Here is a 22,850-nt window from a genome sequence, read left to right as displayed (position 1 = left end):
CTGGCGCGGTCACGGGTTGGTCAGGCGCCACCAGGGCGTGACCGGGGCGATGTCCGCGTCGAGAGCCAGCGGGACGTCGATCGTCGCCGCACCGCCCTCCGCGCCGGCACCCACGGTGTAGCTGAGCTTCCCGACCGTCGAACCGGCGGCACCCGCCTCGATGGCTCTGGCGCGGCTCTCGACGGTGATCGGGGTGTCCTGCCAGACCAGCACTGAGGCGTCGGACGCCACGACGACCTTCGCCGCCTCGTCCCACGCGGTCGAGTAGGAGCCGACCGATTGCCCGGCGGTGGCGAGCTGGACCTGGTGGAATCCGGCCGGCACGCTCTGCAACAGGGAGACCACTGCCTCGTTGAGCACGGTGTGGTCGTCGGCACCGAGGATGACGCCGACGACGGTCACCGTCCGCCCCTCCACCTGGAGGTCCGCGGAGAACAGCAGGCAGGCGCCCGAGGCGTCGTCGGTCCCCGTCTTCATGCCGGTCACCCCGTACTGACCGAGGAGGGCGTTCGTGTTCTCGACCTCGCCGATGGCGGGCAGTACCGCCGTGGGCTCCTTGACGATCGACGAGAGTACCGGGTCGGCGAGCACGAGCTTACCGATGGTCACGAGGTCGCTCGGGGTGCTGACATTCGTCTCGCCCAGGCCGCTCGTGTTCGTGACGGTCGTGCCGGTCAGCCCGTGTGCGTCGAGCCAGGCGCGCGCCGCGTCGAGGTACGCGTCGACCGAACCGAAGGCCCAGACGGCGAGCGAGATGCTGTAGTTGTTCGCCGACGGGAGGAGGAGCGCTTCGAGCATCTGCCGCTGGGTGAACACCGACCCGGCGACGACGGGTGCCGCTGAACCGTTCTCCGCGATGGTGTCGTAGTAGAACCCGACGTCGGCGTCGGTCAGCGTGATGGACGGCCCCTGGTCGCCCGCGGCGAGCGGCTTGGCCTCCAGCACGACGAGGGAGGTGATCGTCTTCGTGATGCTCGCGATGGGGAACGGCGTCTGTTCGCCACTCGAACTCAGGACGCCGTCGAACCCGACGGCACCGAGGGCGCCCCGCCCGAATCCGGGCCAGGCGACCGGTGTGGTCTGCTGGACGAGCGAGGTCGTGAGGGCGTCGCCGGCTTCGAGTGTCGCAGCCGCGGCCGGGACCGGTCGGAGCAGCGCGCCTGCGCTGTACCCGAACAGCCCGATCAGGAGGGCGAGGACGCCGAAGACGGCGAGACGGCGGCGGCGATAGATCTGTCGTCTCGTGAGTGGCACCCGGTCATGCTACCCGGCGCTCCTGCGCGTCCCCTGTCGCGACCTGCCGCCGTGCCGGTGGTCTTCGAGCAGCGTTGGACCGTGGTCAGCGGACCCGGAGCTCCCAGAGGGCGACGGCACTGGCCGACGCGACGTTCAGCGAGTCGACGCCGTGGAGCATCGGGATGGTTACGATCGTGTCGGCGGCGGCGAGGGCCGAGGCGCTCAGACCGTCACCTTCAGCGCCGAGCACGATGGCGAGCCGTTCCGGGGCGGTCCGAGCATAGGTGTCGAGGTCCACGGCGTCGTCGGCCAGAGCGAGGGCGGCCGTCTCGAAGCCGGCATCCCGCAGGACGTCGGATGCGACATCCCATTCCGGCAGGCGGGTCCACGGCACCTGCAGGACCGTGCCCATGCTGACGCGGACGCTTCGACGGTACAGCGGGTCGGCGCAGCGCGGGGTGATCAGGACCGCGTCGGCACCGAGGCCGGCGACGGAGCGGAAGATGGCGCCGACGTTGGTGTGGTCGACGATGTCTTCGAGGATGACCACCCGGCGGGCGTCGGCGAGGAGTTCGGCGGGGTCGGCGAGCGGTGGGCGGTGCATCGCCGCGAGCGCTCCCCGGTGCAGGTGGAAGCCCGTCAGCTGCTCCAGGAGTGCGGGCTCGCCGACGAAGACCGGGACGTCGTGGTCCTCGAGGAGTGGCGAGACGTCGTCGAGCCACTTCTCCTGCAGCAGGACCGATCGCGGTCGGTGCCCGGCGCGCAGCGCACGTTCCATGACCTTCGTGGACTCGGCGATGTACAGGCCACCCGCGGGTTCGGACACCCGGCGGAGGGCGACGTCCGTCAGCCGCGCGTAGTCGTCGAGTCGTCCGTCGTCGAGATCGGTGATCCGGATGACCTGCATGGGAGACGTCCTCTCGACGCGATGTTCGACCTCCACCTTGCCAGAGTGGGAACACGATCGAAAACGAGGCCGTTTAGACTCAGGGGAAGCGATGGCCCGGAGCACTCCGATCATCGCGGACGGATGGACGGAGCAGGCATGAGCACGCTGATCGCAGCAGGGGATCCCGCTGACGAGACGGCCGAGGCCGGGCTCGAACGGGCGATCGAGCTGCTCGCGGACCGACGCGTCGCCTTCCTCACCGGGGCCGGCGTCAGCACGGACTCCGGCATCCCCGACTATCGGGGCCAGGGCGCTCCGGTGCGGACCCCCATGACGGTCGACCAGTTCCTGTCCAACGACGACGCCGCGCGCAAACGCTACTGGGCCGGCAGCCACCTCGGGTGGAAGCGGTTCGACGGCGCTCGACCGAACGCCGGCCACCGGGCGATCGCGCTCCTCGAGGAGGCCGGCATCGCCGACGGCGTCATCACGCAGAACGTCGACGGCCTCCACGTCAGGGCCGGATCGCGCCGCGTCGTCGACCTGCACGGGTCGATGGACCGCGTCAGCTGTCTCTCCTGTGGGCAGAGCTACGCCAGGTCGAGCATCGCGGAGCGCATGACGTCGCTGAACCCCTGGCTCGACACCGAGACGGACGTGACGATCAACCCGGACGGCGATGCCGAGGTCGGGCGCGTGGACGAGATCGTCGTCCCCGTGTGCACGGTCTGCGGTGGCATGTTGAAGCCGGACGTGGTCTTCTTCGGCGAGTTCATCCCCACGGAGAAGTACGCCGAGGCGGCGGCACTCGTGCGCGGCGCCGACGCACTCGTGATCGCCGGGTCGTCGCTCGTGGTCAACTCGGGCATCCGGCTCCTCGAACTCGCCCGCCGGAAGCGGTTGCCGATCGTCGTCATCAACCGTGGCGTCACGAAGGCGGACGGCCGTGCGGACGTGAAGCTCGACGCGGGTGCCAGTGAGACGCTCACCGGGATCGCCGCTCGCCTGGTCCCGTCCGCGTTCACGAGCGTCGTCTCGCAGGAGGCGACCGACGCCTGACGCCTCAGACGTCGGTGTGGTCGTCCGCGAGGAACGCGGTGAGGCGTTGCGCCGCGTCGTGCGGCTCCTCGTAGTGGATGAGGTGTCCGACGCCCGGGATGACGTGCAGCTGCGCGTCGGCGAACCGCTTCGCGAGCGCGTACTGCGCGGCCACGGGCGTGATGTCGTCGCGCTCGGCGGCGATGAGCAGCGTGCGGCTGGGGATGCGGTCGGCGTACTCGCTGACGTCGTGGCTGACCGAGGCGGTGAACGACTCGAGGACGACCTCCCGGTCGGCGAAGGCGCTGAAGTACTGGTCGTGCTGCGCGTGGATCCACCGACGGAGCGTCGGGTCCTTCGTCTTCGCCATCGCGACGCTCATGATGCGGACGACACCCTTGTTCCGGAGGAAGGCGAAGCCCAGGCGTTTCGGGAGCTTCGCGGACGACCAGTAGTAGAAGACCGCGAGCCTCGTCAGGACACCTCGAGGGCCCTGGAGCGCCGGGGCGGCGATCGGGTTCACGAGGATGAGATCATCCGGTCGGAGTCCCCCGGCGACGGCGGCGCTCGACACGATCGAGCCGAACGAGTGCCCGAGCAGGACGACCCGGCCGGTCAGGTGCAGCTCCTCGATGAACCGTCCCAGCCAGGCTGCGTACCCCTCGACGGAGTGGGTGGCGTCAGGGAAGGGTGCGGAGCTGCCGAAGCCGGGGAGGTCCGGAGCGATGATCCGGAATCCGGAGAGCTGCGCGACGACCGGTTCGAGGCCGTGGTGGTCGCCGCGGAACCCGTGCACCATGACGATCGTCGTCGACGCCTCTCGGTCGCCGTAGTCCCAGAACCGGGTCTCGGCCCCGTCCACGATGAGCGAGCGCTCCCGGACGGGGATGCGGTCGAGCTGGTCGGCGTACGGTGATTCGACGGGCATCCACTCAGTCTAGGCAGTCCGGCTCCGCGTTCACGCGACGACGCGGAGCGTGCCGTCCCGGCGTGGCACAGGCCTCTGTCGGAGGTGCGTCATAGGGTGAAGGCGTGAACACGGTCGACGCGAACCCCCACTGGACGGACCGCCTGGCGGTCTTCGATCTCGAGACGACCGGCATCGAGGTGGAGACGAGTCGCATCGTGACCGCCTTCGTCGGTGTCATCGCCGCGGACGGTTCGGTCGAACGCTCGTGGTCGTGGATGGCCGACCCCGGGGTCGAGATCCCCGCTCGCGCCGCCGAGATCCACGGCGTCACGACGGAGCGTGCCCGGGCGGAGGGGCGTCCGGCACCGGCCGTCGTCGGAGAGATCGTGTCCGTCCTCACCGAACTGTTCGCCGCACGGACCCCGGTGGTCGCCTACAACGCGCCCTACGACTTCTCTCTCCTGCACTTCGAGGCGGAGCGACACGGGGTGACCTCGATCACCGCCCCGTCCCCCGTCGTCGACCCGCTGATCCTCGACCGACGGCTCGACACGTTCCGCCGCGGCAAGCGGACGCTCGAGGTCGTCGCCGCCCTGCACGGCGTTCCACTGGAGGGTGCGCACGACGCGGGCGTGGACGCCGTCGCCGCCGGACGCGTCGCTCAGGCCATCGGCCGACGCTACGCCGACGCGTTGCCGACGAGCGTGGACGAGCTGCACGAGGCTCAGCGGACCTGGTCGCTCGAGCAGGCGGAGAGCTTCCAGTCCTACATGCGCCGCGTGCGCGACCCCGAATTCGTCGCCGACGGCGCTTGGCCCATTCGCACCGGACGCCCTGCCGCTCGACCCGAGACGCCGGTCATCGTCCCAGCGGACCAGCTGCCCATCGGTATCTGAGTCGCACGGACTCCCCACGACGACGAACGCCCCGATCCGAGGATCGGGGCGTTCGTGTATGACAGCGGAAGGACTACTTGCCGAAGCCCTTGAAGCGCTGGTTGAACTTCTCGACGCGACCGGCGGAGTCCATGATGCGCTGCTTGCCCGTGTAGAACGGGTGCGACTCGGACGAGATCTCCACGTCGATCACCGGGTAGGTGACGCCGTCGAGGTCGATCGTCTTGCCCGACGAGACCGTCGAGCGCGTGAGGAACGTCGCGCCGGAGGCGAGGTCGCGGAAGACGACGGCTTCGTACGTGGGGTGGATGTCAGATTTCATCAGCAGTCCTTGTTGAGTGGATGGTGTGGGTAGTACCCGCGCTCGGAACTCCAGGCACGAGGCAGAAAGCTCTTGGCTCCGCGAGCCAAAGGTCGACTTTACCAGACTCGGCGCGCGTCTGCTCGCCTGCCGAGGTCGACCCGCCGAGGTACGGCCGTCAGGAGGGGGCGACGGCCGAGCGTCCGGCGCGGGCGGAGCGGGCGTGGAAGCGTCCGTCCTCCTCGGTCAGCTCGATCGGGAGGTCGAAGGTCTCACTGAGGTGCTCGGCCGTGAGGGTCTCGGCGATCGGTCCGGCGGCGACGACGCCGCCGTCGCGAACGAGCAGGACGTGCGTGAAGCCGACGGGGATCTCCTCGACGTGGTGGGTCACCATGATGATCGCCGGTGAGTCGTCGGCGCTCGCGTAGCCGCCGAGCAGCTCGACGAGCTCCTCGCGCGTGCCGAGGTCGAGGCTCGCGGCCGGCTCGTCGAGCAGGAGGAGTTCGGGGTCGGTCATGATGGCCCGCGCGATCTGCACGCGCTTCTGCTCGCCGTCGCTGAGCGTGCCGAAACGGCGGTCGGCGAGGTGGTCGAGCTTCCATTCGGCGAGGACCCGCGAGGCCCGCTTCACATCGATGTCCTCGTACTGCTCGACCCAGCGGCCGGTGACCGAGTAGGCCGCCGTGAGCACGACGTCCAGGACGGTCTCCTCCGGCGGCACCCGCTTCGCGAGGGCGGAGGACGCGAAGCCGATGCGCGGTCGCAGCTCGAAGACGTCGACCCGGCCGAGCGTCTCGTCGAGCACGGAGACCGTGCCCTTCGAGGGGTGGATGAGCGTCGCCGCGAGCTGCAGGAGCGTCGTCTTGCCTGCGCCGTTCGGGCCGAGGACGATCCATCGCTGGTCGCCCGTCACCGTCCAGTCGACGCCATCGAGGATGGGGTTGAGATTGCGGACGACGGACACATCGGAGAACTGCAACACGCTCGGCATGGTCCTAGCCTATCCGCCAAGACTCGTCCCGCGTCGCCGTCCTCCGAGGTGTCCGCTGGTGGTTCAGACCAGGCTGCGGTACAGCTCCGCCGTCTGGGTGGCGATGCGCGACCAGCTGAAGTCGGACTCCGCGCGTCGGCGACCAGCGGCCCCGTAGGCCCTCGCCTGGGCGGGATCCTGGACGACCTCGGTGAGGGTGGCGGCGAGGTCGGCGACGAAACGCTCCGGGTCGAGTGGGGTGCCGGTGCCGTCGGACGCCTGCGCGAGGGGGACGATCCTCCCGGTCACACCGTCCTGCACGACCTCAGGGATGCCGCCGGTCCCCGTCCCGACCACGGCGGCACCGCAGGCCATCGCCTCGAGGTTGACGATGCCGAGCGGCTCGTAGATCGACGGGCACACGAAGGTCGTGGCGGCGGTGAGGACGGTGCACAGCTCGTGACGCGGGAGCAGCCGTTCGATCCACACGACCCCGGTGCGCTCGCGCTGCAGCTCCTCGACGAGCCCCTTGACCTCGGTGAGGATCTCGGGGGTGTCGGGAGCGCCGGCGCACAGGATGAGCTGCACGTCGGGCGGCAGCAGGCGGGCCGCGCGGAGCAGGTACGGCAGCCCCTTCTGACGGGTGATCCGACCGACGAAGACGACGGAGGGACGGGACGGGTCGATGCCGAGCGACCGCAGCAGCTCGTCGTCCACGCGTGGCTGCCAGTCGGTCAGGTCGATGCCGTTGTAGATGACCTGCACCTTGGCCGGGTCGAGGCTCGGGTACGACCGCAGGATGTCGCGGCGCATGCCGTCGCTGACCGCCACGACGGCCGCGGCGCCTTCGTAGGCGGACTGCTCGATCCAACTGGACACGCGGTACCCGCCGCCGAGCTGCTCGGCCTTCCACGGGCGGAGCGGCTCCAGACTGTGCGCGGTCACGACGTGCGGGATGCCGTGCAGCAGCGACGCGAGGTGACCGGCACCGTTCGCGTACCAGGTGTGCGAGTGCACGAGGTCGGCTCCGGCGACGTCCTGGGCGATCAGGAGGTCCGTCCCGAGTGTCGTGAGGGCGCCGTTCGCCCCCTGGAGCTCGGCCGGGACACCGTAGGCGACGGTGTCGGCCTCGTCGCGTGGAGCGCCGAAGCAGCGCACGGTCACGTCGATGTCGCTACGGAGGGATTTCACCAGCTCCGACACGTGGACGCCTGCGCCGCCGTAGATCTCCGGCGGGTACTCCTTTGTCACAAGATCAACTCGCATGTCTAGACGCTAGTACAGGTCTCGTCCGGCATCTATTGTGAAGCCATGGCCGCCTCAAAGAAGATCTTCGGAATCGTCCTCGCTGGTGGGGAAGGGAAGCGGTTGATGCCGCTGACCGCAGACCGCGCGAAACCGGCCGTACCGTTCGGCGGGCAGTACCGTCTGATCGATTTCGCGCTGTCGAACCTCATCAACTCCGGACTCACCCAGATCGTCGTCCTCACCCAGTACAAGTCCCACAGCCTCGACCGCCACGTCTCGCAGACCTGGCGGTTGTCCGGCCTGCTCGACTCCTATGTCGCGTCCGTGCCGGCGCAGCAGCGTCTCGGGAAGCGCTGGTTCAGCGGATCCGCCGACGCGATCCTGCAGAGCCTCAACCTGATCCGCGACGAGAAGCCCGACATCGTCGTGGTCGTCGGCGCCGACCACGTCTACCGCATGGACTTCGCGCAGATGATCGAGGCGCACATCGCCTCGGGCAAGAAGGCGACGGTCGCCGCGATCCGTCAGCCCATCTCCCTCGCCGACCAGTTCGGCGTCATCGACGTCGACGCGGACGACCCGACGACCATCGCCCGCTTCCTCGAGAAGCCGCTCGACGCGCCGGGCCTGCCCGACTCCCCCGGTGAAGTGCTCGCCTCGATGGGCAACTACGTCTTCGACGCCGACGCCCTCATGCAGGCGGTCATCGACGACGGCGAGGTGACGAGCTCGAACCACGACATGGGTGGCGACATCGTCCCGTACTTCGTCGATCGCGGCGAGGCGGGCGTCTACGACCTCCAGCGGAACGATGTACCCGGATCGACGGATCGCGATCGCTACTACTGGCGCGACGTGGGGACGATCGAGTCGTTCTACGAAGCCCACCAGGACCTCATCTCGACCCTCCCGATCTTCAACCTGTACAACCGGGACTGGCCGATCTTCAGTTCTCAGCTGAACTCGCCGCCGGCGAAGTTCGTGCGGGACGCGAAGGGCAACCTCGGCCAGACCATCGACTCGATCGTCTCCCTCGGTTCGCTGCTGTCCGGTGCCCACATCGAGCGCAGTGTCCTCGGGCCATGGGCGCTCGTGGAATCCGGCGCCCACGTCTCCGACTCGGTCGTGTTCGACAAGGTCCACATCGAACCGGACGCCGTCGTCAAGCGGGCTATCCTGGACAAGGATGTGGTGGTCACCTCCGGCGCGAGCGTCGGTGTCGACCACGACCGTGACCGCGCTCGCGGCTTCACCGTCACCGAATCCGGTCTCACCGTGGTTGGCAAGGGAGTACGCGTCGTTCCATGAGTACCGAGCGTTCGGCAGTGGCGGATCCAGAAGCAGCACTCCCCCCACAGGCCGGACGAGGCGTCCGGTTCCTCGCGGTCCTCGACGCCGACTCGACGCTCATCGAGAACGAGGTGATCGAGCTCCTCGCCGAGGAGGTCGGCAGCCTCCCCGAGGTCGCCGCCATCACCGAGCGTGCCATGCGCGGTGACCTCGACTTCGCCGACAGCCTCCGGGCCCGGGTCGCGACGCTCGCGGGCCTGCCCGTCGACCGGATCCCGGTGATCGCCGAACGGATCCGGACGACGACCGGCCTGGAGACGCTGATCGGCCGGCTGCATGCGCACGGGTCACGGATCGGTGTCGTGTCCGGCGGGTTCCATGAACTGCTCGACCCGCTCGCCGAGGCACTCGGCCTCGACCATGTGCGGGCGAACCGCCTCGAGACGGCCGACGGTCGGTTGACGGGAGGCCTCAGCGGTCCCATCATCGACGCGGCGGCGAAGGCGGCCGCACTGCAGGAGTGGGCCGACGCGGACGGCGTGCCGTTGGCACGGACGATCGCGATCGGCGACGGAGCCAACGACCTCGAGATGATGGCCGTCGCCGGGCTCTCGGTCGCGTTCAACGCGAAGCCGATCGTCCGCCGCCATGCCGACGTCGTCGCCGGGCGGGTCGACCTCGCCGGCGTCCTCCCGCTCCTCGGGCTCTGATCCGCGCGTCGGGGGTCAGCGCCCGAGGTCGGGTTCTGCTCGGTGCGGTGCTGCCCGGGTCAGTGACCCATGCCGAGGCCGCCGTCGACCGGGATCACGGCGCCGGAGATGTAGCCCGCGTCGTCACCGGCGATCCACGTGACGACCTTCGCGACCTCGTTCGCACTCGCGAAACGCGCTGCCGGGATGCTCTTCTTGTACTCGGCCTGGGTCTCGGCGGGCAGTTCGGCGGTCATGTCGGTCTCGATGAACCCCGGGGCGATCACGTTCGCCGTGATCCCGCGCGCGCCGAGCTCGCGCGTGATGGATCGCGCCATGCCGATGAGGCCGCTCTTCGAGGCCGCGTAGTTGACCTGGCCGGCCGACCCGTAGAGGCCCACGACGCTGGAGATGAGCACGATGCGTCCGAAGCGTGCCTTGAGCATGCCCTTGGACGCGCGCTTGACGACGCGGAAGGAGCCGCCGAGGTTCGTGTCGACCACCTGGTCGAAGTCGTCCTCGCTCATCCTCATGAGCAGGGTGTCCTTCGTGATGCCCGCATTCGCGACGAGCACCTCGACCGGCCCGAGCTCCGACTCGATCTCGCTGAACGCCGCGTCGACGGAGGCTGCATCGGTGACGTCCGCGCGGACCGTCAACGTGCCCGCTGGGCCCTCGCCGGATCGAGCGGTGACGGCGACGCGGTGACCCTGCGCGACGAACTCCTCGGCGATGGCGAAGCCGATCCCCCGGTTGCCTCCGGTGACGAGTACGGTGCGTGGTGCGGTCATGGTCGATTCCTCTCCTGCGGCGATACCGGCCGACTCGTGCGGCGGCCGTCGGGGCGCACGGCGTTCCGGCCGCGGACCCGTACCAGCATATGGGGGTCCTCCGGTTCTCCCGGTGATTTGGGGGCTTCGCCCACCCGCCGAGCGCGTAGGCTGGTCGTGGCATGAAGCAGCAGAGCATCACCTCCCTCCCACCGGCTCCCGAACAGGAGCGCCGGCAGCGGTTCATCAAGTACTCGATCACCATGGGTGTCCGGTTGCTTTGCCTCGCTGCGCTCCCGTTCGTCCAGGGCGGTTGGATGTTCGCGGTCGCGGCCGGTGCCATCTTCCTGCCGTACGTCGCCGTCATCATCGCGAACGCCGGATCGCTGCCGTCGCAGGGGGCCATCGAGCGCCCCACCGGTGTCGTCGTGTCCCAGCGGCCGATCATCGTCGACGACTCGGTTCCGCCTCGTCCCACCGACCAGGCATGATCGGGTTCGGTGCCGAGCCCGACGGCGTGATCTGCTCACGGGCCGGCTGCCGCGCGGCGGCGAGCTGGCGGATCGAGTGGCGCAATCCGAAGATCCACGCGGAGGACCGCGTGAAGGTCTGGACCGCCTGCGACGAACACGTCGACTTCCTGGAGGCCTTCCTCGAAGCCCGCTCCTTCCCCCTCGAGCGGCGTCCGTTGACATCGGCGGTCGGCTCATGAGCGCGGGTTGGCGGTTCGCCTTCAGCCGCCGTTGGCTCGGCTACCTCGGCGTTGCGATCGTGTTCGCGATCGTGTGCGTCCTGCTCTCCAACTGGCAGCTCGCTCGGGCGAGCGAGAAGGAGGAGGAGGTCCAGCGCATCGAGACCAACTGGGACGCGACCCCGATCCCGCTCGACGAAGCGCTGCCGTCGCTCGACTCGTTCAGCGTGGCCGACGAATGGCACCCGGTGTCGATGAGTGGCACCTACCTGCCTGACGAGCAGCTGCTGGTGCGGAACCGTCCCAGGAACAACCAGGCCGGCTTCAACGTCCTCACGCCGCTCCGACTCGCCGACGGAGACGTGTTCATCGTCGACCGTGGCTGGGTCGCCGCGAACGATTCACTCGAAGCACCCGAGTCGGTCCCGGCGCCTCCGAGCGGAGAGGTCTCGGTCGTCGTCCGCATCCGACCCGGCGAACCGACGCTCCCGGGCCGCGGGGCCGCCGACGGACAGGTGGCCACGATCAACCTCCCGCAGATCGCCGAGCTCCGCGGCGAGACGCTCTACTCCGGTGCGTACGGCATGCTCCTCTCGGAGAGCCCGGCGCCGGCCGAAGCGGCGCCGCTCGGTCCGATCAAGCCCGAGCCGAACGAGGGGATGCACCTCTCGTACGCGCTGCAATGGGTGGTCTTCGCGCTGATGGGCTTCATCTTCCTCGCCTATGCCATCCGTCAGGAGTACCGCATCCTGAATTCCGACGACCCGAAGGAGCAGCGGCGTGCGGCTGCACGCGCCGAACGGCTCGCCGCGAAGGCACGGTCCGACGCCGACATCGAGGATGAGATCCTCGAAGCGAGTCGCTGACGCGAGTGCGACGAGCCGTCGACGGACGGGGCGTACCCGGCCGGTGATGCTCACGGACCCAGCGCGCTGGCCCGCTGGCGCTAGGCCAGGCTGACGAGGTCCTGGTAGTCCTTGTTCCAGTGGTCCTCGACGCCGTCGGGCAGGATGAGCACCCGCTCGGGGTTGAGCGCCTCGACGGCGCCCTCATCGTGACTCACGAGCACGACGGCACCCTCGTAGTGGGCGAGCGCGTCGAGGATCTCCAGACGGCTGGCCGGGTCGAGGTTGTTGGTCGGTTCGTCCAGGAGGAGCATGTTCGCGCCCGAGACGACGATCATCGCGAGAGCGAGTCTCGTCTTCTCGCCGCCTGACAGCACGCCCGCGAGCTTGTTGGAGTCGTCGCCGGTGAACAGGAACGAGCCGAGGACCTTGCGCGCTTCCATCTCGGTGATGTTCGGCGACGAGGAGACCATGTTCTCGAGCACGCTGCGCTTCACGTCGATCGTCTCGTGCTCCTGCGCGTAGTAGCCGATCCGCAGGCCGTGCCCGGGCTCGAGCTGGCCGGTGTCGGGCTGGTCCACTCCGGCGAGGATCCGCAGGAGGGTCGTCTTGCCCGCACCGTTGAATCCGAGGATGACGACCTTCGAGCCACGGTCGATCGCGAGGTCGACGGCCGTGAAGATCTCGAGCGAGCCGTAGCTCTTCGACAGGTTGCTCGCCATGAGCGGCGTCCGGCCACAGGGCGCCGGGGTCGGGAACCGCAGCTTGGCCACGCGGTCTTGCGCGCGGACCTCCTCGAGCCCGGAGAGCATCCGTTCGGCGCGAGCCACCATCTGGTGGGCTGCGGCCGCCTTGCTGGCCTTCGCACCGAACTTGGCCGCCTGGAGCTGGAGCGCCGTCGCCTTCTTCTCGACGTTGGTGCGCTCCTTCTTCCGGCGCTCCTCGTCGGCCTCGCGCTGACGCTGGTAGTTCTTCCAGTTCATGTTGTAGATGTCGATGACGGTGCGGTTCGCATCGAGGTAGAAGACCCGGTTGACGGTCTCGCCGACGAGCTCGATGTCGTGCGAGATCACGATGAACCCGCCCTTGTACTGCTTGAGGAACTCACGCAGCCAGACGACGGAGTCGGCGTCGAGGTGGTTGGTCGGCTCGTCGAGGATGAGCGTCTCGGCGTCGGAGAAGAGGATGCGCGCGAGTTCGATGCGGCGGCGCTGTCCGCCCGACAGCGTCTTCAGCTGCTGATCGAGGATGCGATCGGGCAGGTTCAGGTTCGACGCGATCGAGGCCGCCTCGGCCTCCGCGGCGTACCCGCCGAGCGCGTTGAACCGGTCGGTGAGGTTGCCGTACTTCTTCATGGCGGCTTCCGCCACCTTCGGGTCGTCGCTCGCCATGGCCATGCTCGACTCGTGCATGCCGAGTGCGAGCTGGCCGAGACCACGCGCATCGAGGATGCGGGTGCGGGCGAGGTCCTCCGGGTTGCCGGAGCGTGGGTCCTGCGGCAGGTACCCGATCTCGCCACCGCGATCGATCTTGCCGTTCGTCGGGAGGGTCTCCCCCGCCAGCGTCTTGGTCAGGGTCGTCTTCCCGGCACCGTTACGGCCGACGAGGCCGATCTTGTCGCCGGCGGACACGCGGAAGTTCACGTGCTCCATGAGCACGCGTGCCCCCACGCGGATCTCGAGGTCGTGCACACTCAGCACAGGCATAGTCCATTTCTTCGGGTGCGTTTCGACAACGCGGAGGGTGGGGGTCAGCCTCCCAGTATAAATCGTGAATCCGATGCTCAGCACCGCGGCCGTTCCGGCAGGGTCCCGGCGCGGCCGGACGTCCGTCAACGCAGGGCGGAGATCCGTCCGACCGCCTCGGTGAGGAGCTCGGGCGAGCAGGCCAGGTTGAGCCGTGCGTGGCCGACGCCTCCGGGCCCGAACGGGGCTCCCTCCTGCAGGGCCACGCGTGCTTCGCGCAGGATGCGCCGCGCCGGGGGCTCCGTCCAACCGAGCCCGATGCAGTCCAGCCAAGCGAGGTACCCGGCGGCGGGCGGTCGGTAGCCGACCTCGGGCAGCTCGGCACCCAGCAGCTCACCGAGCAGCCGCCGGTTGCCGTCGATCAACGCGAGGAGCCCGTCCAACCAGGGCTCTCCCGCCTCGAAGGCGGCGACCGAAGCCAGCACACCGAACTGGCCCGTCCGCCAGAACACCTCGACCGGCATCCCCGCGACCACGCTCCGCGGTCCGGGTGCGGCGGTGACCATCACCGCGCACTTCAGGCCGGCGAGGTTCCAGGCCTTGCTCGCCGACAGCACGGCGTACCCGTGTTCGGCGGCCTCGTCGGACACGCTGAGATAGGGGACGAACCGCTCGCCCGGTTGGGTGAGCGGAGCGTGGATCTCATCACTCACGACCGTGACCCCGTAGCGCGCTGCCAGTGCGGCGACCGAGCGCAGTTCGTCGATCGTGTGCGGCCGACCGATCGGGTTGTGCGGGTTGCAGAGCAGGAAGGCCTTCGCGCCGTCGCGGAACGCGGCTTCGACACCGTCCAGGTCGAGCCGCCAGCCTCCGGCGGGATCGTCGGCGCGGCTGGACCCGAGCAAGGGGACGTCCACCACGACTCCCCCGGCCTCGGTGACGAGGTCGAAGAACGGCGGGTAGACCGGCGAGGTGATCACGACGCCCTCGCCGGGCGAGATGACGCGACGCATGATCTCGACGATGCCCATGCTGACGTCGGCGGTGGTGAACACGGAGCCGGGATCCACGTCCCATCCCCAGCGTCGCGCTGCGAAGTCGGCGAACGCCTGTGGGAGCCGTGTGCGGCTCGCGACATACCCGGCGTCACCGCGGTCGATCGCCGCGTGCAGGGCATCGCGGATCACGGGTGCCAGGGGGACGTCCATCTCGGCGACGAACATGGGCAGGACGTCGTCGGGGTACTCGGACCACTTCTCGCTCGTCCGGCTGCGCAGGACGTCGATGGGGTCTGCGGACACGATCTCGGTCATGCCTCGACCCTATCCGGGATCAGCCGGACGACGCCGCCGGGAACAGGACGACGGACGGCTGCATTGCAGCCGTCCGTCGTCGTGGAGGTTCGATCAGATCGAGAAGCCGAGGGCACGCATCATGTCGCGCCCGTCGTCCGTGATGCGCTCCGGGCCCCACGGCGGCATCCACACCCAGTTGATGCGGAAGGCGTCGACGATGCCGTCGAGCGCTTGACCCGTCTGCTCCTCGAGGACGTCCGTGAGCGGACATCCGGCGGAGGTCAGGGTCATGTGGATGATGAGCGCGTCGTTCTCGTCATCCCAACCCAGGTCGTAGATGAGACCGAGGTCGACCACGTTCACCCCGAGCTCGGGGTCCATGACGTCCTTGAGCGCCTCTTCGACCTCGTCGAATCGTTGCGGACTGAGCGTTGTTACCATGTCGTTATCTTAGACCGCTGGCGCGGCTTCAGGCACCTTCCGGGGCGACGACGGCGTCCACGAGGAAACGGTCGTAGCCTTCGTTCTCGAGGCGGTCGGCGAGCTCGGGACCGCCCTGCTCAGCGATTTTGCCGGCGACGAAGACGTGCACGAAGTCCGGCTTGATGTAGCGGAGGATGCGCGTGTAGTGCGTGATGAGCAGGACACCGAGGCCCGTGTTCTCCTTGGCGCGGTTGACGCCCTCGGACACGATCTTGAGGGCGTCGACGTCGAGGCCGGAGTCGGTCTCGTCGAGGACTGCGAACTGCGGCTTCAGCAGCTCGAGCTGGAGGATCTCGTGACGCTTCTTCTCGCCACCGGAGAAGCCCTCGTTGACGTTGCGTTCCGCGAAGGCAGGCTCCATGCGCAGGTTCTTCATCGACTCGCGGACGTCCTTGATCCAGCCGCGGATCGCGGGCGCCTCGCCGTCGACGGCGGTCTTCGCCGTGCGGAGGAAGTTCGTGACCGTGACTCCGGGGATCTCGACGGGGTACTGCATCGCGAGGAAGAGTCCGGCACGGGCGCGCTCGTCGACGCTCATCGCGAGGACGTCCTCGCCGTCCAGCGTGATGGATCCGCTGTCGACGGTGTACTTCGGGTGGCCGGCGATCGTGTACGCGAGCGTGGACTTGCCCGAACCGTTCGGACCCATGATGGCGTGCGTCTCGCCCGTCCGGATGGTGAGGTCGACGCCACGCAGGATCGGCTTGGTGCCCTGCTCGGTTTCGACGCTGACGTGCAGGTCGCGGATTTCGAGGACTGACATGGTGCTAGATCTCTTTCGTTGCGGTCGGGTCGATGTAGATGTCGCCGTCGATGAGCTCGACGGTGTAGACGGGGACCGGCTCGTAGGCCGGAAGGGTGAGCGGCTTGCCCGTCGTGAGCGAGAACTGTGAGCCGTGTGCCCAGCATTCGAGGTTGCCGTCCTCGACGAAGCCTTCGGACAGCGAGATGTCGCCGTGGGTGCAGACGTCGCCGATCGCGAACAGTTCGTCCGACGCGTCGCGCACGAGGGCGATCGGCACGCCGTCCACCACGACCCGCTTGGCCTGGTTGACGGCGAGCTCGTCGAACGAGCACACCTTCGTCGCCATCAGTGCTGCGCTCCGCCGGTGCCCTGTCCGTCAGCGCCGAGCAATTCGGCCTCGATGGCTGCCGAGAGGCGCTCCTGCAGCTCGGTGTCACCGATCTGCTGGATGATCTCCACGAGGAAGCCGCGGACGACGAGTCGTCGTGCCTCGTCCTCAGGGATGCCTCGAGCCTGCAGGTAGAAGAGCTGCTCGTCGTCGAAGCGTCCGGTCGCGCTCGCGTGACCGGCACCGGCGATGTCGCCGGTCTCGATCTCGAGGTTCGGCACGGAGTCGGCACGGGTGCCGTCGGAGAGGACCAGGTTGCGGTTCTGCTCGTAGCTGTCGGTGCCGATGGCACGGTTGCTGATGAGGACGTCGCCGATCCACACGGACCGCGCACCCTCGCCCTGCAGTGCGCCCTTGTAGGTCACGCGCCCGCGGGTGTTCGGTGCGTCGTGGTGCATGTAGACCTGCTGCTCGAGGTGCTGACCCGCGTCGGAGAAGTACACGCCGAGCGAGTCGAGGTCCGAGCCCTGACCGGCGAGGTGCAGGGTCGGGTTCACCCGGACGACCTTGCCGCCGAGCGACACCACGACGTGCTTGAGGTGGGCGTCACGACCGATGGACGCGAAGTGGCTGGCGAGGTGCACGGCGTCGTCGTCCCACCACTGCACGGTCACGACGGTCACGTCGGCCTGCTCGCCGACGACGATCTCGACGTTCTCGGTGAGGCGGGCGTCGCCCGCGTTCTCGATGATGACGAGGCCGCGGCTGAACGGCGCGGCGGTGATGACGGTGTGCGCAGCGCGGGCGCCGTCGCCGAGTCCGCTCCGCTCGAGGCGCAGGGTCTTGGACTCCTCACCCGTGACCGAGATCGCCAGTGCCTGGTCGAAGCTCGACCAGGCGTTCGCGGAGGCGCGCTCCTCCGGCACGCCGGCGGAGCCGACGCGCGCGTCGTCGCGACTGATCCACTCGACGCTGAATCCGTCGACGTTGTCGTGCGTGATCGGGGTGGGAGAGCCGTCGAGCTCCCCCGCGGTGAGGTCGGTGAACTGCGCGACCGGGCTGAGCTTCCAGACCGCCTCGCGTCCCGTCACCGCTGGGAAGTCGGCGACATCATAGGAGCTGAAGCGCTCCGAACGGGTCTGCACCGGGATGACGCGTCCTGCGCCGTCGCTGTGAGCCGTGATGCCGTGCTGTCCTTCGGTCTGAGTCGGTGCTGCAGTCGTCATTAACCGACGGATCCTTCCATGCCCATCTCGATGAGCTTGTTGAGTTCGAGTGCGTACTCCATAGGCAGTTCGCGTGCGATCGGCTCGATGAAGCCGCGGACGATCATCGCCATGGCCTCGTCCTCCGGCATGCCGCGGCTCATGAGGTAGAAGAGCTGCTCCTCGCTGACCTTGGACACCGTCGCCTCGTGTCCGAGCTGGACGTCGTCCACACGGATGTCGATCGCCGGGTACGTGTCGCTCCGGGAGATGGTGTCGACCAGGAGCGCGTCGCAGCGCACGGTGTTGGCCGAGTGATGGGCGTTGGCGTCCACCCGGACCTCGCCGCGGTAGCCCGCGCGTCCGCCGCCTCGGGCGATCGACTTGGAGACGATGGACGACTGCGTGTACGGAGCCATGTGGATCATCTTCGCGCCGGCGTCCTGGTGCTGGCCGGGACCGGCGAAGGCGACGGACAGTGTCTCGCCCTTGGCGTGCTCGCCCATGAGGTAGATGGACGGGTACTTCATCGTGACCTTGGATCCGATGTTGCCGTCGATCCACTCCATGGTCGCTCCCTCGGCGGCCGTGGCGCGCTTCGTGACCAGGTTGTAGACGTTGTTCGACCAGTTCTGGATCGTCGTGTAGCGGACGCGGGCGTTCTTCTTGACGATGATCTCGACGACCGCGGAGTGCAGCGAGTCCGACTTGTAGATCGGCGCGGTGCAACCCTCGATGTAGTGCACGTAGCTGCCCTCGTCGGCGATGATCAGCGTGCGCTCGAACTGACCCATGTTCTCGGTGTTGATCCGGAAGTAGGCCTGCAGCGGGATCTCGACGTGGACGCCGGGCGGCACGTAGACGAAGGAGCCACCCGACCATACGGCGGTGTTCAGCGCGGCGAACTTGTTGTCGCCGGACGGGATGACCGTGCCGAAGTACTCCTCGAAGAACTCGGGGTGCTCGCGCAACGCGGTGTCGGTGTCCATGAAGATGACACCCTGCGCCTCGAGCTCCTCGTTGATCTGGTGGTAGACCACCTCGGACTCGTACTGCGCGGCGACGCCGGAGACGAGGCGCTGGCGCTCCGCCTCGGGGATGCCGAGCTTCTCGTAGGTGTTCTTGATGTCGTCCGGCAGGTCCTCCCAGGTCTGAGCCTGCTTCTCGGTGGACCGGACGAAGTACTTGATGTTCTCGAAGTCGATCTCGGAGAGGTCGGCGCCCCACGTCGGCATGGGCTTGCGCTCGAACAGCTGCAGGGCCTTGAGGCGGCGCTGCAGCATCCAGTCCGGTTCGCTCTTCAGTGCGGAGATGTCGGCAACGACCTCCGTGGAGATGCCGCGGCGCGCTGAAGCGCCGGCGACGTCGCCGTCGTGCCATCCGAACTCGTATTGGCCGAGTCCGGCGAGCTCCGGGCGATCGATCAGGATGTCTGACATGTGTCCCTCTTTCCTCCCTGGAGACAACCACCGGCTGGAGGTCGTCATTCCCTCCCATGGCACGCGCCTGATCGGAGCGGATTGGGGAGGGGATGTGCGGGCGGCTTCTTCGCGAACCTACAATGTTCATGAACCATGGCGCTTCTCGCGCGCACCGTGAACCTCATAATCCTACAGCTTCCTGTGGGTTGTGGGTGAGGACGGTGGATACCGCAGCCGTGGCCACCGCGAACCGAAGGATCGACCCGTGTCACACGACTCCAAGACCGCCGGTCGACCGACGCCGGCACCGTCCCTTCCCGACCGGCTGCGTGCCACCCGGTTCTGGCAGTGGTTGCCGACGACGATCGACAAGCGCGTGCGTGTCGTCGCCTGGCTCTCCTTCGCCTTCCAGCTCGTCCTCATCGGGACCGGGGGCGCCGTCCGCCTGACGGCCTCCGGGCTCGGATGCCCGACGTGGCCGCGCTGCACGGACGACTCCTTCGTCAACACGCCGGAGATGGGCATCCACGGGTTCATCGAGTTCGGCAACCGACTCCTGACCTTCGTCCTCGCGGCCATCGTGATCGCCGCGTTCCTCGCGGTGATCCGCATGCGTCGGCAGCGCCCCGACCTCTTCCGACTGACCCTGCTCCAGGGCCTGTCGATCCCCGCGCAGGCGGTCCTCGGCGGCATCACCGTCCTCACCGGGCTGAACCCGTACGTGGTCGGGCTGCACTTCGTCATCTCGATCGTCCTGGTCGCCCTCGCGACGATGCTCGTCCATCGGGTCTACCGCGGCCCTCGCGGTGCGGTGAAGGTCATGCCCGGCTGGTACCTCGGCGTCGTCCACCTGACGAGCCTCTTCGTCGCCGTCACCGTCGTGTTCGGCATCCTGACGACGGGCTCGGGCCCGCACGCCGGCGACAACTCGAAGGAGGTGCCGGCGCCGCGCAACGGGTTCGACCCCGAGTTCCTCCAGCATCTCCACAGCTGGCCCGCCTACGCGACGCTCGCCGGCACCATCGTGCTGCTCGTCGGCGTGATCGCGCTCGGCGCCCGTCGCGGGTCGCGCGGGGTGCGCATCGCGGTCTCCACCCTGCTGGCGGTCGAAGTGGTGCAGATCGTCGTGGGGCTCACCCAGGCCCGCCTCGGACTCCCCGAGGTGCTCGTGGGGCTGCACATGGTGCTCGCCGGGTTGCTCGTCGCCGCGATGACCTGGGTCGTGCTGCAGCAGCGGATCCCGGTCCGGACCGCGTCACGCGTCGAGGAGTCGGCATCCCTCAGCGTCTCCCGCTGATGGCTCAGCTTCGCTCCTGCTGACTGGTCAGCGGGCCTGCTGACGGCTCACTGCACCTGCTGACGACTCAGAGCATCCCGACCGCGGTCACGCGGACGACCGCGGTCCCGGTCTCGTCGGAGGCGTCGAGGTCGATGACCGCGCTGATCCCCCAGTCATGGTCGCCGGCCGGATCGGCGAACACCTGACGCACCCGCCAGACACCGCCCGTGTCGCCGACGGGGCGCTCGTCCTCGTCGTCGACGACCAGCAGCGCCGGGCTCCGTGCTGCAGCACCAGTCGGGAGTTCACCGTGCTCCTCGAAGTACGGATCCATGGCGTCCGCCCAGGTGTCTGCGTCGAATCCAGCCGACGCGTCGAGCTCGCCGAGCGCGTCGTAGTGCTCCAGCGACGCGAGCTGGACCCGGCGGAAGAGTTCGTTCCGGACGAGGACGGTGAACGCCCGGCGGTTGGCGAGGACGCTCCGTGGCGTGGGTGGGAGTGACCGACTCGTCTCCGCATGGCGTTCGGGGTCCGGGTGGGACAGTTCCTCCCACTCGTCGAGCAGACTCGAGTCGACCTGTCGGACGAGTTCTCCGAGCCACTCGATGAGGTCCTGGAGCTCCTCGTCCTTGAATTCGTCCGGCACGCTCTGCCGGATCGCCCGGAAGGCGTCGGAGAGGTATCGCAGGACGAGTCCCTCGGACCTCGAGAGACTGTAGAACGAGACGAACTCGCTGAAGTTCAGTGCGCGCTCGATGAAGTCGCGGACGACCGCCTTCGGGCGGAGCTCGAGGTCGAGTGCCCACGGCTGCGCGGCGGTGTAGCTCGTGAACGCCGCCTCGAGGAGTTCCGCCAGCGGTCTCGGGTGGGTGACCGCCTCGAGGAGCTCCATGCGCTGGTCGTATTCGATCCCCTCGGCCTTCATCGCCTGCACGGCCTCGCCCCTGGCGAGGTGCTGCTGGGCCATGACGATCTGGCGCGGATCGTCGAGCGTCGACTCGACGACCGAGATGACGTCGAGGGCGAAGCCGGGCTCCGCGGGGTCCAAGAGCTCGAACGCGGCGAGGGCGAAGGGCGACAGCGGAGCGTTGAGCGCGAAGTTCGGCTGCAGCTCGACCGTGAGGCCGATGACGACCTCACCCGTCTCGGGGTCGATCGTCTGGGTGATGACGCCTGCCGTGCGGAGGGTGCGGTAGATCTCGAGCGCGCGCCTGGCCAGGGCGAAGCGTCTCGCCCGAGGCTCGTGGTTGTCGAAGACGAGGGAGCGGATGGTGCCGAAGCTGTCACCGCCGCGTGCGATGACGCTGAGCATCATCGCGTGGGTGAGCTGCATGTGGCTGGTCAGTGTCTCAGGCTCGGCCGCGACGAGACGCTGGAAGCTCGGCTCCCCCCAGGACACGAACCCCTCCGGCGCCTTCTTCCGGATGATCTTCCGGCGCTTCTTCGGGTCGTCGCCGGCCTTCTCGATGAGCTTGAGGTTCTCGGTCTCGTGCTCGGGGGCCTGGACGACGACGGTGCCCGCAGTGTCGTAGCCGGCCCGACCCGCACGACCGGCGATCTGGTGGAACTCCCGGGCGTTCACCTGGCGCATCTTCGTGCCGTCGTACTTCGTGAGCGCCGTGAACAGGACCGTGCGGATCGGGACGTTGATCCCGACGCCGAGGGTGTCCGTCCCGCAGATGACGCGGAGGAGACCACGTTGGGCCAGCTGCTCCACGAGGCGTCGGTACTTCGGCAGCATGCCGGCGTGGTGCACGCCGATCCCGCTGCGGACGAGCCGGGACAGCGTCGTGCCGAACGCGGTGCTGAACCGGAAGTCGCCGATGGCGTCGGCGATCTCGTCGCGTTGCTCGCGGGTGACGACCTTGAGGCTGGTCAACGCCTGTGCCCGCTCGAGCGCCGCCGCCTGCGCGAAGTGGACGATGTAGATCGGAGCCTGTCCCGTGTGGAGGAGGTCTTCCACGGTCTCGTGGATCGGTGTGGTCGCGTAGGAGAAATGGAGCGGCACCGGTCGTTCGACGCCGGTCACGATGGCGGTCTCACGGCCGGTCCGGCGCTCGAGGTCGCGCGCGAGGTCGCCGACGTCGCCGAGGGTCGCGGACATGAGGATGAACTGCGTGTCCGGGAGGGTGAGGAGCGGCACCTGCCACGCCCACCCGCGATCGGGGTCGGCGTAGAAGTGGAACTCGTCCATCACGACCTGGTCGATGCCGGCGTCTTCGCCGTGCCGGAGCGCCAGGTTGGCGACGATCTCCGCGGTGCAGCAGACGATCGGCGCGTCGGCGTTCACCGAGGAGTCCCCGGTGACCATCCCGACGTTCTCCGCGCCGAACATCTCGACGAGTGCGAAGAACTTCTCGCTGACGAGCGCCTTGATCGGGGCCGTGTAGTAGCTGCGGCGACCGGAGCTCAGCGCCGCGAAGTGTGCGCCGGCGGCGACGAGGCTCTTGCCGGTGCCCGTCGGGGTGGAGAGGATGACGTTGGCGCCGTCGACGATGCCGATGAGCGCCTCCTCCTGCGCCGGGTACAGGCTGAGTCCGCCGGCCTCGGCCCAGGAGACGAACCGGTCGAAGACGATGTCGGGGCTCTCCCCCGTCGCAGCGATCAGCCGGCCGCGTTCCGCTGCGTCAGCCACC

The 22,850-nt window shown here is 68.5% G+C and carries 23 protein-coding genes; 8 read left to right on the top strand and 15 right to left on the bottom strand.

Annotation, left to right across the window (positions count from 1 at the left end):
- Nucleotides 1–9: 9 nt before the first annotated feature.
- On the bottom strand, nt 10–1,254 hold the full coding sequence (locus BIU99_RS06000; RefSeq protein ID WP_139205350.1) for a D-alanyl-D-alanine carboxypeptidase family protein: 1,245 nt from the start codon (nt 1,252–1,254) through the stop codon (nt 10–12).
- 85 nt (nt 1,255–1,339) lie between these two features.
- Nucleotides 1,340–2,143: an RNA methyltransferase gene (locus BIU99_RS05995; protein ID WP_064296952.1), complete on the bottom strand. Its 804-nt coding sequence runs from the start codon at nt 2,141–2,143 to the stop codon at nt 1,340–1,342.
- A gap of 138 nt (nt 2,144–2,281) precedes the next feature.
- Here BIU99_RS05995 and BIU99_RS05990 point away from each other — a divergent pair, with 138 nt between their 5' ends.
- On the top strand, nt 2,282–3,184 hold the full coding sequence (locus BIU99_RS05990; protein WP_064296951.1) for a Sir2 family NAD-dependent protein deacetylase: 903 nt from the start codon (nt 2,282–2,284) through the stop codon (nt 3,182–3,184).
- A gap of 4 nt (nt 3,185–3,188) precedes the next feature.
- Here BIU99_RS05990 and BIU99_RS05985 read toward each other — a convergent pair whose 3' ends face one another.
- Nucleotides 3,189–4,091 carry an alpha/beta fold hydrolase gene (locus tag BIU99_RS05985; protein ID WP_071260220.1) on the bottom strand — a complete coding sequence of 301 codons (903 nt, stop codon included), beginning with the start codon at nt 4,089–4,091 and terminating at the stop codon, nt 3,189–3,191.
- 104 nt (nt 4,092–4,195) lie between these two features.
- Here BIU99_RS05985 and BIU99_RS05980 point away from each other — a divergent pair, with 104 nt between their 5' ends.
- Entirely contained in the window at nt 4,196–4,969 is a 774-nt protein-coding gene (locus BIU99_RS05980) for a 3'-5' exonuclease (protein ID WP_071260217.1), read from the top strand.
- A gap of 73 nt (nt 4,970–5,042) precedes the next feature.
- Here BIU99_RS05980 and BIU99_RS05975 read toward each other — a convergent pair whose 3' ends face one another.
- The 3 genes from BIU99_RS05975 to glgA all read right to left on the bottom strand — a co-directional run bounded on the left by BIU99_RS05975 (nt 5,043) and on the right by glgA (nt 7,506).
- On the bottom strand, nt 5,043–5,291 hold the full coding sequence (locus tag BIU99_RS05975; protein ID WP_056005588.1) for a type B 50S ribosomal protein L31: 249 nt from the start codon (nt 5,289–5,291) through the stop codon (nt 5,043–5,045).
- A 157-nt stretch (nt 5,292–5,448) separates the two neighbouring features.
- A complete protein-coding gene (locus tag BIU99_RS05970) occupies nt 5,449–6,261 on the bottom strand; it encodes an ABC transporter ATP-binding protein (RefSeq protein WP_071260215.1) in 813 nt (270 codons plus the stop codon).
- 63 nt (nt 6,262–6,324) lie between these two features.
- Complete coding sequence (glgA, locus tag BIU99_RS05965) at nt 6,325–7,506, bottom strand: glycogen synthase (RefSeq protein ID WP_071260213.1); 1,182 nt, start codon at nt 7,504–7,506, stop codon at nt 6,325–6,327.
- Between the two features lie 45 nt (nt 7,507–7,551).
- On the opposite strand from glgA, the gene BIU99_RS05960 reads away from it, so the two are divergent.
- Nucleotides 7,552–8,796: a glucose-1-phosphate adenylyltransferase gene (locus BIU99_RS05960; protein ID WP_064296946.1), complete on the top strand. Its 1,245-nt coding sequence runs from the start codon at nt 7,552–7,554 to the stop codon at nt 8,794–8,796.
- A gap of 17 nt (nt 8,797–8,813) precedes the next feature.
- Nucleotides 8,814–9,488, top strand: coding sequence for a phosphoserine phosphatase SerB (gene serB / locus BIU99_RS05955; RefSeq protein ID WP_071260211.1), 675 nt, complete (start codon nt 8,814–8,816; stop codon nt 9,486–9,488).
- A gap of 59 nt (nt 9,489–9,547) precedes the next feature.
- Here serB and fabG read toward each other — a convergent pair whose 3' ends face one another.
- Nucleotides 9,548–10,258 (bottom strand): 3-oxoacyl-ACP reductase FabG, encoded by a 711-nt coding sequence (gene fabG, locus BIU99_RS05950; RefSeq protein ID WP_064296944.1) that lies wholly within the window; start codon nt 10,256–10,258, stop codon nt 9,548–9,550.
- A 161-nt stretch (nt 10,259–10,419) separates the two neighbouring features.
- Here fabG and BIU99_RS05945 point away from each other — a divergent pair, with 161 nt between their 5' ends.
- From BIU99_RS05945 to BIU99_RS05935, 3 genes are read left to right on the top strand one after another with little or no spacing between them, the layout of a single operon-like run.
- Nucleotides 10,420–10,728 (top strand): DUF3099 domain-containing protein, encoded by a 309-nt coding sequence (locus tag BIU99_RS05945; RefSeq protein WP_064296943.1) that lies wholly within the window; start codon nt 10,420–10,422, stop codon nt 10,726–10,728.
- Entirely contained in the window at nt 10,725–10,949 is a 225-nt protein-coding gene (locus BIU99_RS05940) for a hypothetical protein (RefSeq protein ID WP_064296942.1), read from the top strand. The genes BIU99_RS05945 and BIU99_RS05940 overlap by 4 nt, the downstream gene beginning before the upstream one ends.
- Nucleotides 10,946–11,794, top strand: a complete 849-nt coding sequence (locus BIU99_RS05935) for an SURF1 family protein (RefSeq protein WP_071260209.1) — start codon at nt 10,946–10,948, stop codon at nt 11,792–11,794. Before BIU99_RS05940 ends, BIU99_RS05935 begins: the two co-directional genes overlap by 4 nt.
- Before the next feature lie 80 nt (nt 11,795–11,874).
- Here BIU99_RS05935 and abc-f read toward each other — a convergent pair whose 3' ends face one another.
- From abc-f to sufB, 7 genes are all read right to left on the bottom strand, one after another.
- Nucleotides 11,875–13,473: a ribosomal protection-like ABC-F family protein gene (gene abc-f, locus BIU99_RS05930; RefSeq protein ID WP_056005615.1), complete on the bottom strand. Its 1,599-nt coding sequence runs from the start codon at nt 13,471–13,473 to the stop codon at nt 11,875–11,877.
- Nucleotides 13,474–13,604: 131 nt separating this feature from the next.
- Nucleotides 13,605–14,771 (bottom strand): MalY/PatB family protein, encoded by a 1,167-nt coding sequence (locus BIU99_RS05925; protein WP_071260207.1) that lies wholly within the window; start codon nt 14,769–14,771, stop codon nt 13,605–13,607.
- A 93-nt stretch (nt 14,772–14,864) separates the two neighbouring features.
- The gene (locus BIU99_RS05920) at nt 14,865–15,194 is read right to left on the bottom strand and encodes a metal-sulfur cluster assembly factor (RefSeq protein ID WP_056005622.1); all 330 of its coding nucleotides are present in this window, start codon (nt 15,192–15,194) and stop codon (nt 14,865–14,867) included.
- Between the two features lie 28 nt (nt 15,195–15,222).
- Nucleotides 15,223–15,999, bottom strand: coding sequence for a Fe-S cluster assembly ATPase SufC (sufC, locus tag BIU99_RS05915; RefSeq protein WP_064296938.1), 777 nt, complete (start codon nt 15,997–15,999; stop codon nt 15,223–15,225).
- A 4-nt stretch (nt 16,000–16,003) separates the two neighbouring features.
- Complete coding sequence (locus BIU99_RS05910) at nt 16,004–16,327, bottom strand: non-heme iron oxygenase ferredoxin subunit (RefSeq protein WP_064296937.1); 324 nt, start codon at nt 16,325–16,327, stop codon at nt 16,004–16,006.
- Nucleotides 16,327–17,535, bottom strand: coding sequence for a Fe-S cluster assembly protein SufD (gene sufD, locus BIU99_RS05905; RefSeq protein ID WP_071260205.1), 1,209 nt, complete (start codon nt 17,533–17,535; stop codon nt 16,327–16,329). Before sufD ends, BIU99_RS05910 begins: the two co-directional genes overlap by 1 nt.
- Nucleotides 17,535–18,953 carry a Fe-S cluster assembly protein SufB gene (sufB, locus tag BIU99_RS05900; protein WP_056005633.1) on the bottom strand — a complete coding sequence of 473 codons (1,419 nt, stop codon included), beginning with the start codon at nt 18,951–18,953 and terminating at the stop codon, nt 17,535–17,537. Before sufB ends, sufD begins: the two co-directional genes overlap by 1 nt.
- A 307-nt stretch (nt 18,954–19,260) precedes the next feature.
- Here sufB and BIU99_RS05895 point away from each other — a divergent pair, with 307 nt between their 5' ends.
- Entirely contained in the window at nt 19,261–20,232 is a 972-nt protein-coding gene (locus BIU99_RS05895; RefSeq protein ID WP_071260375.1) for a heme A synthase, read from the top strand.
- A gap of 67 nt (nt 20,233–20,299) precedes the next feature.
- Here the strand turns inward: BIU99_RS05895 and BIU99_RS05890 are convergent, their stop codons facing one another.
- Complete coding sequence (locus BIU99_RS05890) at nt 20,300–22,849, bottom strand: RNA helicase (protein WP_071260203.1); 2,550 nt, start codon at nt 22,847–22,849, stop codon at nt 20,300–20,302.
- Nucleotide 22,850: the final 1 nt, after the last annotated feature.

Origin of the sequence: Plantibacter sp. MMLR14_011 (genome assembly GCF_001865025.1) — a bacterium.
In the GTDB taxonomy this organism is placed as follows: Bacteria; Actinomycetota; Actinomycetes; order Actinomycetales; family Microbacteriaceae; genus Plantibacter; species Plantibacter flavus_A.
The sequence above is the reverse complement of the archived record's forward strand: the minus strand, read 5'-3'. Positions and strand labels throughout refer to the sequence as shown.

Excerpts from the sequence above, each read along its gene's own strand:
- BIU99_RS05995 (WP_064296952.1), bottom strand. The coding sequence starts at position 2,143 with ATGCAGGTCATCCGGATCACCGATCTCGACGACGGACGACTCGACGAC.
- BIU99_RS05990 (WP_064296951.1), top strand. The coding sequence starts at position 2,282 with ATGAGCACGCTGATCGCAGCAGGGGATCCCGCTGACGAGACGGCCGAG.
- BIU99_RS05985 (WP_071260220.1), bottom strand. The coding sequence starts at position 4,091 with ATGCCCGTCGAATCACCGTACGCCGACCAGCTCGACCGCATCCCCGTC.
- BIU99_RS05975 (WP_056005588.1), bottom strand. The coding sequence starts at position 5,291 with ATGAAATCTGACATCCACCCCACGTACGAAGCCGTCGTCTTCCGCGAC.
- BIU99_RS05970 (WP_071260215.1), bottom strand. The coding sequence starts at position 6,261 with ATGCCGAGCGTGTTGCAGTTCTCCGATGTGTCCGTCGTCCGCAATCTC.
- glgA (WP_071260213.1), bottom strand. The coding sequence starts at position 7,506 with ATGCGAGTTGATCTTGTGACAAAGGAGTACCCGCCGGAGATCTACGGC.
- BIU99_RS05960 (WP_064296946.1), top strand. The coding sequence starts at position 7,552 with ATGGCCGCCTCAAAGAAGATCTTCGGAATCGTCCTCGCTGGTGGGGAA.
- fabG (WP_064296944.1), bottom strand. The coding sequence starts at position 10,258 with ATGACCGCACCACGCACCGTACTCGTCACCGGAGGCAACCGGGGGATC.
- BIU99_RS05945 (WP_064296943.1), top strand. The coding sequence starts at position 10,420 with ATGAAGCAGCAGAGCATCACCTCCCTCCCACCGGCTCCCGAACAGGAG.
- BIU99_RS05940 (WP_064296942.1), top strand. The coding sequence starts at position 10,725 with ATGATCGGGTTCGGTGCCGAGCCCGACGGCGTGATCTGCTCACGGGCC.
- BIU99_RS05935 (WP_071260209.1), top strand. The coding sequence starts at position 10,946 with ATGAGCGCGGGTTGGCGGTTCGCCTTCAGCCGCCGTTGGCTCGGCTAC.
- BIU99_RS05925 (WP_071260207.1), bottom strand. The coding sequence starts at position 14,771 with ATGACCGAGATCGTGTCCGCAGACCCCATCGACGTCCTGCGCAGCCGG.
- BIU99_RS05920 (WP_056005622.1), bottom strand. The coding sequence starts at position 15,194 with ATGGTAACAACGCTCAGTCCGCAACGATTCGACGAGGTCGAAGAGGCG.
- sufC (WP_064296938.1), bottom strand. The coding sequence starts at position 15,999 with ATGTCAGTCCTCGAAATCCGCGACCTGCACGTCAGCGTCGAAACCGAG.
- BIU99_RS05910 (WP_064296937.1), bottom strand. The coding sequence starts at position 16,327 with ATGGCGACGAAGGTGTGCTCGTTCGACGAGCTCGCCGTCAACCAGGCC.
- sufD (WP_071260205.1), bottom strand. The coding sequence starts at position 17,535 with ATGACGACTGCAGCACCGACTCAGACCGAAGGACAGCACGGCATCACG.
- sufB (WP_056005633.1), bottom strand. The coding sequence starts at position 18,953 with ATGTCAGACATCCTGATCGATCGCCCGGAGCTCGCCGGACTCGGCCAA.